The following is a 10487-nucleotide window of genomic DNA, read 5'->3' as shown; positions in this document are numbered from 1 at the left end:
TATACATTATACGAATAGGCTAATATTTCCATATTAACCCATTGATTTATATAGGTTTCTTGGCATTAAAGTCTAATGCTACTAATACAGCTCGTGGCTGTTTCCCTGTAAAATCCCAATCAAATATCATTGCAGCTTCGGCTGGCAGCTTCTGTCCAACGTAATCATTAAAGAACTGAGCGCCTTTAATTTTGTAGTCAGTAGATTTAAAACCGATTGCACCTTGTTCTAGCTCACGCTCAGAATAATTCTGTAAAACCGTTACAACGGTATTCGAGAATTCAATTGTTTTACCTGATGTTTGATCTTGGAAATCTCCAGCAGCTTTACGAATGCCTGTGACTGTCATAATTGGATGTTGTGAATTGTTCATTTGCTCACCTTTAAGCTACTGATTTAAATTGCGATACTGGCGGCTCATACCACTCAGGCAATTGTTGTGAAAAGTCGATTTCTACGAGCTTCATAAATGGAATGACGTTTTTAGCCTTGTTGTCATGCAAGTTCTGCAAAAATGCCTTTGAAAAGCCACAATCGCAAAGTTCAGATAAATGTCTATAAAACGTAGGTTTAGGAAGCATTTCAGCTAACTTTTCTAAACCATGTTCACGTACTAAACAGTACGTAGAATAAATATTTCGGATACGTGTTTGAGAAACCTTACCGCTATTGGTAACGACAACTGGCGAGTTAGATATGGCTTCCAAGACACTTTCATCATTAATCAATTTCACAGTTTGACCTCTCATGGCATCAAATATTCCGTGCGTTGCTTTAGTCCAAAGTGTTTGAAGTAAATCAGGATTTGCCTTTTGAAATGCTATAAGTTCATAAAGGTTCGTTGGTACTCCATTACGCTCAAGCCAACGTTTTTTTAAACGCGACTCAAAACGTAAAAGTCCGACAGTCCAGTTAATTAACCGTGAGTCAGACATGACATCGACAACTCGTTGAGCTGACTTGTCATTTTTCTTTGCCAGTTGCTTGAGTTCTTCAAACTGAGAAAGAAATTCGTCATGCTTTAAATAGCATTTATGGTTTACAAGTCTGGATGTCTGGCCACCCCAATACACAGAGCTATCAAACCGCTTATTTGAAAGTCTAGTTTGACCGCTACTGACATTAGCCAGAAAATCCAGAATCTTTTTAGCCGTTGTCTGGTCTGACAACTTAGCCGAGTAAGTCACATCAATATGTGAAACCCAAGCACGATTCCAATCGAGCATACGGGTAAGAACTGGATAAGCCATGTGTAAGAAGCCGATCATTTCATCAGCACCCTGCTCTATATCATCCGAACCAAAAACGTTATGGCCCTGCAATAACTTTGCAGGCGAAGCCTTAATTTGTACGTAAGGCTCATAACTAGCATCGAAAAATACTTTCATTGCCATCCCCGTATAATGAGTTGGCACACTTTCAAATGGATGAAATAAAGCAGCAGCAGAAATTGAACCATCGTCATTCTTATGAACTGATCGTGACGCAAGTGGAATTTCTATGGTGTGAAGATCGATATCTACAAAAAAATAACGCCCTTCCGCATCTACTGAGTAGAAGCTGGATTCGAATGGCGCATTTATGCAAATATGATCTAGCATGGGCTAATTACGCATGTATACAAATAACATTTAGCAGAATTTAATACAATTACACATGAATAGCAAGCACATATAACACATATACAAGTAATATTGTATGCAAGTTAATAACCCTAAAATGTGATCAAAATGGCAGTAACAGTACGTTTAAATGACAAAGAGCAAGAATCTCTTAGAAAGAAGTGTGTAGAGCTCAATAAAATTCTGATCAATAAAAATCTACAGCCCATTAAAGATAGTGAGCTTGTACATATAATTCTTGATCAAGCTATCGATAATGTTGAGATATCAGCAAATGGAAAAGTAGTCGTAAGAAACTCGAAAGACCTCTAAAAATTCCGAAATTTCGGACTAGAGTCCACCATTAGAAGTACAAAAAGACGTATAAAATTCTCAAATTTGAGACTAGAGTCCACCATTAGAAGACGTGGACTCCTCTTCCGCCCCTCGGATCGGTCGGTCGGGCGTCGAGGCTCCTTCTCCCTCCCTCACCGCTTGGCGTGCGAGATTCGCATAATGAGCACTGATGTTAAATGCCCTGCGAGTGCGTTAGAAATGCTCGCATCATTGACAAAAAACCCTGCAAATGCAGGGTTTTATAGTCAACGAACACGGCAAGTAACATAATGCCGTATTATACGAACAGTTGTATAATTCAATATTGCCCCATAGCTTGGTAGCTATCTTTCATTTGTTTGTAGTGCTTATTTCTTTCTAGCTATTGCGGTACTTTTAGCTATGTGGAATGAATTTTTATTCTAGTTAAATTCAGCACTAGCATCTTCTGACGTTGCTATTGATAGATAATAAATAGGATTTATAAAATCTAATTAAATAGAAATTATGATTAGGTTTGGCTAATAATCGCTTGTTTGATTTTTATTGAGCTTTTTCTCTACCTAGAGCTCCTAGAAATTAAAACTATATCTCGCTAGAATATTTTCCTAAAATCTTTAAAGTCTATGCTAAATTCTAATTTATTAACTCTGATATGCTCAAATCCGCAATATAAAGCAAATTTAATTACGGATTGGTTGAGTAATGTATATTTAGTCACATTTTTATTGAAATCTATATTTTATTTCTCAGTAATAATTTTGAAATATAAATTATAAATTAAAAAATGAATTATATTTTTATTAAATATTTTAATGTATATCATGCTGTTTTAATTTGCAGTCTGTTTTTTTATTAATCATTATTTTTTAAATTTTTAAAAATAACAATGACTTAATATTGTTTTGGTGGTTTTATTATTAATAAATTTTTAGAAATTATAACTATTGCATTATTTAAAGTATTTAATGTGATTTATATCACGTATAAATTAATAATTTTTTATTATTTAAAGCTTAATGATTGTTTTTAAATTAAAAATAAGGTATCAAATATATATAAACTATTTTATAAATAGGTATATAAAATGAAAAATAATATATTTAAACTTCTTGTTTTGATGGTGCTTTCCTCTTACACACTATTTTGTTATGCAAGTAACACAATAATGATAAGAGGAAATATTGTTGAAGATACATGTTCAAGAGAACATAGCGAGATAGAATGTGTTGAGGTAAATAATTTAAATATTAAACTTGATAGTGAATATTTAAATAAAGATAGTCTTTTTAAATTAGCTCAACATACTGAGAAAATGGACACAAGCATTGAGAGCATAAGTTCTAACCACAAAGTCGTGCTTATTAATTACCATTAATATCCAAACTTATTTCTGCAGTAAGTTTGATGAAAGAGTGATTTGTCGAATTCGTCGCATGTTTTGATGAATTGATTGATGAGTCACTCTTTTTTTATAAAAAATGACTATTTGTATATTTTTTCTGTATACATATGCATAATTTATTCTATATAATTGTATTCTATGAATTTAAGCTTATTTTTCACATAATTTGTTTAATTCTTTTTTATTTACATCGTGTTCTTATGTAACTTGCTTCTCTTCATAGCTTTTCTTTTATAAAATAAAAAAACTTTCATAAACAATGATATAGGCCATTGATGGTCGGCCTGAACTTCAAATACGAAATGTGATTTAATTAAAATTATGAAAAAATAATGTGATCTAGTTTGCATTTTGTTTAAGAAGTGTTAAGATTACCGCATTACTTTTCAAGATGTCAAACACTGGAAAAGTAAGGAAATAAACTTTTATCCAGACTTTTGAGAAAACACTATGAAAAAACTTGCTTTGATCGCTGCTCTTTCGGTTGTAGGGATTGCTAATGCTCAAGCTGCTGATGGTACAATTACAATTAATGGTTTAGTTACAGACAAAACTTGTGACATCGTTACCCCTGCTGGTAAAGACTTCACAGTTACTCTTCCAACTGTTTCTAAACAAACTTTAGCTGTTGCTGGGGATGTTGCTGGTCGTACTCCTTTCCAAATCAACTTAGCTAACTGTTCACAAGGTAAAGTAGCTACTTACTTCGAACCAGGTGCAACTGTTGACTTTAATACTGGTCGTTTACTTAACCAAGACGCTACTGGTGCTAAAAACGTTAACGTTCAACTTTTAGGTAGCAATAACAACTTCATCCCAGTACTTGCTGCGGGTGCAAACGGTGCTCAAGCTAACTCTCAATGGGTTGACGTAGCTGATGGCGCAGGTGCTGACCTTAACTACTACGCTGAATACTATGCAACTGGCGCTTCTACTGCTGGTAAAGTAACTACTTCTGTTCAATACACAATTATCTATCAATAATTAATTGATAGCGGGGTTTCTATGTCCGCATGGAAACCCTGTTTTGTGTAACGCTTTCCTGAATCTTTCTTGGTTGAGAACTCGAAAATGAAATTGAACAGTTATAATTTTTTGTTAGGTTTAGCATTTGCTTCAGCAGTTATTGCACCTGCTACTCAAGCAGAAATTGTAATTCATGGCACTCGTGTAATTTACCCGTCAGATGCTAGAGAAGTTACGCTACAAGTTAGCAATAACGGTTCAAAGCCAGCACTTGTCCAAGCTTGGATTGACGAAGGTGACCCAAAAAGTACACCGGACCAATCAAAAGTTCCTTTTATGATTGCTCCTCCTATTTCTCGTGTTGAAGCAACGAAAAGTCAGACTCTTCGTATTACAGCTTTACCAAATGCTTCTCAGTTAAATCAGAAGCAAGAAACAGTTCTGTGGTTGAATATTTTAGATATTCCACCAAGACCTACTTCAAAAAGTGAAGATACGACGCCTGATAATTTCTTACAACTTGCAATTCGTTCACGTATTAAATTCTTCTATCGTCCTTCATCGATTAAAGAAGATGCGAATTTAGCATCAGATAAGCTTCAATGGATTAAATCTGGTCAAAGCTTAACGGTAAAGAATCCTACCCCTTTTCATATCACAATGACTTCTGTTTACCAAAAGGCAGGTGATAAAAAAGTAGATTTATTACCTCAGGGGCTAATGATTAAGCCTTTTTCTGAAGCGTCAGTTCAGCTTAAGAATGGCAACCTTCAAGATATGAGTTTTATTAACGTCAATGACTACGGTGGTCGCGTTGAGCACCCGATAAAACTTCAGTAATCAGATTTATCTTTTTAATAAATTTAAGCACCTATATGTGTAGGCGGACTTAGCTATGCCAAAAAAAAGGCAAGAATCTTATAAATTATTAAAACGCCATATTTGTTACTACTCGGCTTCTGGTGTTGTCACAATGACAATGCCTGTATTCGTGCATGCTGAAGAAACAACTACGAGTGCTCCAGTAGAGGCTGAATTTGATTCTGCTTTTTTAATTGGGGATGCTCAAAAAGTTGATATTTCTCGTTTTAAATATGGAAACCCTGTTTTACCAGGCGAATATAACGTTGACGTATATGTAAATGGTCAATGGTTTGGTAAACGTCGTATGGTCTTTAAAGCATTAGACCCTAATAAAAATGCAGTAACCTGTTTTACAGGGATGAACCTTCTTGAGTACGGCGTTAAACAAGACGTTTTGTCTAAACACACTACCCTTCAAAAAGAAAATAATAGTTGTTATAAAATTGAAGAGTGGGTTGAAAATGCATTCTATGAGTTTGATACCTCCCGTTTACGTGTAGATATTTCTATTCCGCAAGTTGCTTTGCAAAAAAATGCGCAAGGTTATGTCGACCCAAGCGTATGGGATCGTGGTATCAATGCTGGTTTTCTGTCTTATAGTGGTAGTGCTTATAAAACATTTAATCAGTCGAATGATCAAAGTGAAACAACAAACGCATTTATGGGCGTTACAGCTGGTTTAAATATTGCTGGTTGGCAATTACGTCATAATGGCCAGTGGCAGTGGCAAGATACCCCTGCTGAAAATCAATCTAAATCAGATTATCAAGAAACAAGTACATACTTACAAAGAGCCTTCCCTAAATACCGTGGTGTTTTAACGCTAGGTGATAGTTTTACAAACGGCGAAGTATTTGACTCTATTGGTTATCGTGGTATCGATTTCTCAAGTGATGACCGAATGCTACCAAATAGTATGTTGGGTTATGCGCCTCGTATTCGTGGTAACGCAAAAACCAATGCAAAAGTTGAAGTTCGTCAACAAGGCCAACTTATCTATCAAACAACGGTTGCACCAGGTAACTTTGAGATTAATGACCTTTACCCTACTGGTTTTGGTGGTGAAATTGAAGTTTCTATTATTGAAGCAAATGGTCAAGTACAAAAATTTTCGGTTCCATATGCTTCAGTTGTACAAATGTTGCGTCCAGGTGTAAACCGTTATTCTTTAACTGTAGGTCAGTTCCGAGATCAAGATATTGACCTTAATCCTTGGGTAGTTCAGGGTAAATACCAACAAGGTATTAACAACTACCTAACAGGTTATACAGGCATACAAGCTACAGAAAATTATGCTGCTGTATTGTTAGGTGCTGCTTTTGCTACACCAATTGGTGCTGTTGCATTAGATGTGACCCACTCTGAAGCTGATTTTGAAAAACAGTCATCACAATCTGGGCAAAGTTTCCGTTTAAGTTATAGTAAGTTAATTTCTCCGACTAACACAAACTTAACCCTTGCTGCATATCGTTACTCGACAGAAAACTTTTATAAATTACGTGATGCTCTACTTATTCGCGATTTAGAAGAAAAAGGCGTAAACACTTATGCGGCTGCGGGCCACCAGCGTAGTGAATTCCAAATTACTTTAAACCAAGGACTTCCTGAAGGTTGGGGTAACTTCTATGTAGTGGGTTCGTGGGTTGACTATTGGAACCGTAGCGAAAGTACTAAACAGTACCAAATTGGTTATAGCAATAACTACCATGGTTTAACTTATGGTTTATCTGCGATTAACCGTAAGGTTGAGTACGGTTCAAATGATGCGACGCATGATACTGAATATTTAATGACGCTTTCATTCCCAATTAACTTTAAAAAGAATTCAGTCAACGTCAACGTTACTGCTTCTGAAGACAGCCGTACTGTTGGCGCAAGTGGGATGGTTGGTGATCGCTTTAGTTATGGTGCCTCTGTTTCACATCAAGACTATGCAAATCCAACATTTAACGCTAATGGACGTTATCGTACGAACTATGCAACTGTTGGCGGCTCTTATAGTATTGCTGATTCTTACCAACAAGCAATGGTTAGCTTAAGTGGTAGTGTAGTTGCACATTCAGATGGTATTTTATTTGGACCTGAGCAAGGTCAAACAATGGTACTTGTACATGCACCTGATGCAGCTGGGGCAAAAGTTAATAATACCGTTGGTTTAAGCGTAAATAAGGCTGGTTATGCGGTTATCCCGTATGTTACACCTTATCGCCTAAACGATATTACGCTTGACCCACAAGAGATGTCGAGCCAAGTAGAGCTTGAAGAAACAAGTCAACGTATCGCACCTTTTGCTGGTGCAATTGCGAAAGTAGATTTTACGACCAAGACAGGTTATGCAGTCTACATTAATAGTAAAACTGCTGATGGCAACAGTTTACCATTTGGAGCTCAAGTCTTTAACCAAAAAGATGAAGCTGTAGGTATTGTTGCACAAGGTAGTATGATTTACTTACGTACCCCACTTGCTCAAGATAGTCTCTATGTGAAATGGGGCGACGAAAGCAATGAGCGTTGTTCGGTTGAGTACAACATCAGTAATCAGTTGCAAAACAAGCAACAAAGCATGGTAATGACTGAGGCTGTCTGCAAATGAAAAGAATATTATTAACAGGTTTTTTATTTACGGCTGGTCTTGGTGTATATGGTGAAGCCAATGCTTACTGTACACTCAGTTCTGGATTCAGCACAGTTGATATATCAATGGCTGTTGGACGAGTTGTTGTTCGACCAAGTGATCCTGTTGGAAAGGTTCTAAGAAAAGCAACTTTTCCAATCAACTCAACTGGACAGGCTTCAACAGCCAAATGCACGTCATATAGTGATAGTATTACAGCGGTATTAACTCAAAGTTACCCTTTAAGCTCACTCGGTAACAGTATTTATTCTACAAATATTCCTGGGATTGGTATTCGCTTATATCGTGAAGCTGAAAATGCAACTAACTTTTCAGGGTATTATCCATATAGTCGTAGTGTGACACCAGGTACGAGTTATTTTCTTGCTTCGGGATATTTTGTTGTCGAAATTGTGAAAACAGCTGAACAGACTGGTTCGGGCACGTTAGTTCCTGGCTTATATAGTCGATACTATGTAAGTGGTTATATGAACCGCCCTTTTTTAACCAGTACTGTTAATGGTAATGCGATTACCATTGCTTCTTCTTCATGTGAAATCCAGGGTAATATTAATAAAGTTGTACAGCTTCCAACCGTTACAAAAGCTGGGTTCAAAGGCGTTGGTTCTACTCAAGGCGAACAAACCTTTGATATGAACATCTTATGTAATGGTGGTATCAACCCTACTGGCTACGAAGAGAAAAACCTCATTAGTTTAACTTATGACTTTACCCAAGACGGAACAAACACTCAGGTACTCGCAAATACTGCTCCGACATCTGAAAAAGCAAACGGCGTAGGTGTACAGTTACTCTGGAACTATCAAAATAAGAATCAAGTCATCAAAAAAGGTGACAAATTAGCCCTAGGTACATTGTCTTCTAACCAGACAATTCAATATAACGTACCGATGACTGCCCGCTACTATCAAACAGCAACAAATGTGACTGCTGGTAAGGTCCGTGCAATGGCTACTGTAACTATTGAATATGATTAATCATATTCAATAGTTTTTAAACCCAATAATTTTAAATATTAATAATAAATTTTACTTTATCACTACTTTCAAAGAATTTAATACTTAACTTAATAGGAATATTTATGAAAAAAATAGGTATAGTTGCTGTTAGTGCAATTACATTATGTTGGGCAATGTATGAGGTATCTTCTGATAATACCAATACAGTAACGCCTAATCAGGCTAGCCAAAAAGTATCATCTAAAAGCATTTCATCGACTACAAAGAATGAAAAATTAGCGTCTCAAACCCTCTTAGCTCAAACTACCTCCCTTAACTCTTCTGCTCCAGTCTGCAAATACAATTTTGACGCGACTCAAGCAGATTTCGATCTATGGAGTAATGAAAATCCTGGATATGTTCCTCTGAAGATATTCCCATCGATAGCAGGCCAAAAATTTAGTCTTAAAGTAGAACCTAGGCCAGAAAGTGAGTATGGCTACATAGATTATGTAGCTAGAAGTAAAGCTAGTCTTAATTCGTCTAATGACATTGGAGATTTCACACTTCCTCATACTGGTATTATCGCATTAGAAATAGAACTTAAAATACCAACAATAAAACTTGTTAATTCAGGATTTGAAAACAATACGTAGGCGAATTCAAACATGAGGTGCGACAGTTTCAAAAGCCATATGATAATCAACAAGCTGAGCAAATTTCTCTAATGGTGTAAGCCAATCTAACGCCTTTCTAGGACGAGTATTCAGTGACATGGCAACTTGATTTAAATAATGCTGATCTGCCTGATTTAAATCAATCCCTTTAGGTAAATATTGCCTAATTAAACCATTCATATTTTCGCATGTGCCTTTTTGCCAAGGTGAATGTGGGTCACAGAAATATACATCTATGCCTAAATCTTCTTCGAGTATTTTATGTTCTGACATCTCGCGTCCACGGTCATAGGTCAACGTTTTACGCAGTTCTGCAGGTAAATATTTCAGAGCTTCAGTTAAAGCCTTGCGCACTGATTCTGCCTTTGCATCAGGTAATGTTGCCAAGATACAGAGCCGTGTATTTCGTTCAATAAGTGTTGCTATCGAACTTTTATTGTCTTTACCTTTAATTAAATCAGCTTCCCAATGACCCGGTATTTTTCTTTCTTGAACTTCGGCTGGGCGCTCATGAATAGTTTTAATATCCTGTAATATAGAATCTTTTTTAGGTTCACCGTTAGCTTTTCGCTTTTTATTTTCATGACGCAGACAGGATAATAAGTCTTTTTTCAACTCACCCTTGGGTAATGCTCGTATCGTTGAATAAATCGTTGTATGGCTTACATTCATTGTTTGATCCAAATCAGGAAATGTCTTTAAACGCTTTGCTATTTGCTGAGGAGACCATAAACAACGGATCGCTTCAACAATAAATTTCCAGAGGATTGAATCGATTTTGAGTTTTCTGTGACCACGTCTACGTCTAGCGAAGGTGTTATCAGAAGCATATCGAGCTTGATAAACGTCATTGATGCTATTTCTTTTAAGCTCACGATAGATCGTACTAGGATGTCTTTTAATGAGTTCAGCAAATTTTCTGGCTGAAAAGCCTTCTTTTCTTGACTCAAGCATTAATGCAGTACGATCTTCAAAGTTAAGATGATGGTATGACAATTTTATATACTCCATAAACCCTTTAAATTAATTAGGTGGTTTATGTCGCACTTCAAGTTTTACTCTGCC

General features: G+C 36.3%; 9 protein-coding genes and 1 pseudogene. 7 read left to right on the top strand and 3 right to left on the bottom strand.

Annotated features, from left to right (window positions below; genetic code table 11):
- Positions 1–46: 46 nt before the first annotated feature.
- Positions 47–373: a hypothetical protein gene (locus tag MKL51_RS04950; RefSeq protein ID WP_270904184.1), complete on the bottom strand. Its 327-nt coding sequence runs from the start codon at positions 371–373 to the stop codon at positions 47–49.
- Between the two features lie 10 nt (positions 374–383).
- The gene (locus MKL51_RS04945) at positions 384–1601 is read right to left on the bottom strand and encodes a phage/plasmid replication protein, II/X family (protein ID WP_262441072.1); all 1218 of its coding nucleotides are present in this window, start codon (positions 1599–1601) and stop codon (positions 384–386) included.
- 129 nt (positions 1602–1730) lie between these two features.
- Between MKL51_RS04945 and MKL51_RS04940 the strand changes: the two genes are divergently transcribed.
- The 7 genes and pseudogenes from MKL51_RS04940 to MKL51_RS04910 all read left to right on the top strand — a co-directional run.
- The gene (locus MKL51_RS04940) at positions 1731–1934 is read left to right on the top strand and encodes a hypothetical protein (protein WP_000301760.1); all 204 of its coding nucleotides are present in this window, start codon (positions 1731–1733) and stop codon (positions 1932–1934) included.
- Positions 1935–3024: 1090 nt separating this feature from the next.
- On the top strand, positions 3025–3315 hold the full coding sequence (locus tag MKL51_RS04935) for a hypothetical protein (protein ID WP_005802202.1): 291 nt from the start codon (positions 3025–3027) through the stop codon (positions 3313–3315).
- A 477-nt stretch (positions 3316–3792) separates the two neighbouring features.
- A complete protein-coding gene (locus MKL51_RS04930; protein WP_002113678.1) occupies positions 3793–4326 on the top strand; it encodes a fimbrial protein in 534 nt (177 codons plus the stop codon).
- Between the two features lie 87 nt (positions 4327–4413).
- Positions 4414–5148, top strand: a complete 735-nt coding sequence (locus tag MKL51_RS04925) for a fimbrial biogenesis chaperone (RefSeq protein WP_002113601.1) — start codon at positions 4414–4416, stop codon at positions 5146–5148.
- Positions 5149–5203: 55 nt separating this feature from the next.
- Positions 5204–7765 (top strand): fimbria/pilus outer membrane usher protein, encoded by a 2562-nt coding sequence (locus MKL51_RS04920; protein WP_270904188.1) that lies wholly within the window; start codon positions 5204–5206, stop codon positions 7763–7765.
- Entirely contained in the window at positions 7762–8784 is a 1023-nt protein-coding gene (locus tag MKL51_RS04915) for a fimbrial protein (protein ID WP_002113594.1), read from the top strand. Before MKL51_RS04920 ends, MKL51_RS04915 begins: the two co-directional genes overlap by 4 nt.
- A 104-nt stretch (positions 8785–8888) precedes the next feature.
- Positions 8889–9398: pseudogene (locus MKL51_RS04910) on the top strand (DUF4882 family protein); the annotation flags it as partial.
- Positions 9399–9407: 9 nt separating this feature from the next.
- On the opposite strand, the gene MKL51_RS04905 reads toward MKL51_RS04910, so the two are convergent.
- The gene (locus tag MKL51_RS04905; RefSeq protein ID WP_004994718.1) at positions 9408–10433 is read right to left on the bottom strand and encodes an IS30-like element ISAba125 family transposase; all 1026 of its coding nucleotides are present in this window, start codon (positions 10431–10433) and stop codon (positions 9408–9410) included.
- Positions 10434–10487: the final 54 nt, after the last annotated feature.

The organism is Acinetobacter sp. AOR18_HL (assembly GCF_027855145.1).
GTDB classification, from domain to species: Bacteria; Pseudomonadota; Gammaproteobacteria; order Pseudomonadales; family Moraxellaceae; genus Acinetobacter; species Acinetobacter pittii.
The sequence above is the reverse complement of the archived record's forward strand: the minus strand, read 5'-3'. Positions and strand labels throughout refer to the sequence as shown.

Excerpts from the sequence above, each read along its gene's own strand:
- MKL51_RS04950 (WP_270904184.1), bottom strand. The coding sequence starts at position 373 with ATGAACAATTCACAACATCCAATTATGACAGTCACAGGCATTCGTAAA.
- MKL51_RS04945 (WP_262441072.1), bottom strand. The coding sequence starts at position 1,601 with ATGCTAGATCATATTTGCATAAATGCGCCATTCGAATCCAGCTTCTAC.
- MKL51_RS04940 (WP_000301760.1), top strand. The coding sequence starts at position 1,731 with ATGGCAGTAACAGTACGTTTAAATGACAAAGAGCAAGAATCTCTTAGA.
- MKL51_RS04935 (WP_005802202.1), top strand. The coding sequence starts at position 3,025 with ATGAAAAATAATATATTTAAACTTCTTGTTTTGATGGTGCTTTCCTCT.
- MKL51_RS04930 (WP_002113678.1), top strand. The coding sequence starts at position 3,793 with ATGAAAAAACTTGCTTTGATCGCTGCTCTTTCGGTTGTAGGGATTGCT.
- MKL51_RS04925 (WP_002113601.1), top strand. The coding sequence starts at position 4,414 with ATGAAATTGAACAGTTATAATTTTTTGTTAGGTTTAGCATTTGCTTCA.
- MKL51_RS04920 (WP_270904188.1), top strand. The coding sequence starts at position 5,204 with ATGCCAAAAAAAAGGCAAGAATCTTATAAATTATTAAAACGCCATATT.
- MKL51_RS04915 (WP_002113594.1), top strand. The coding sequence starts at position 7,762 with ATGAAAAGAATATTATTAACAGGTTTTTTATTTACGGCTGGTCTTGGT.
- MKL51_RS04905 (WP_004994718.1), bottom strand. The coding sequence starts at position 10,433 with ATGGAGTATATAAAATTGTCATACCATCATCTTAACTTTGAAGATCGT.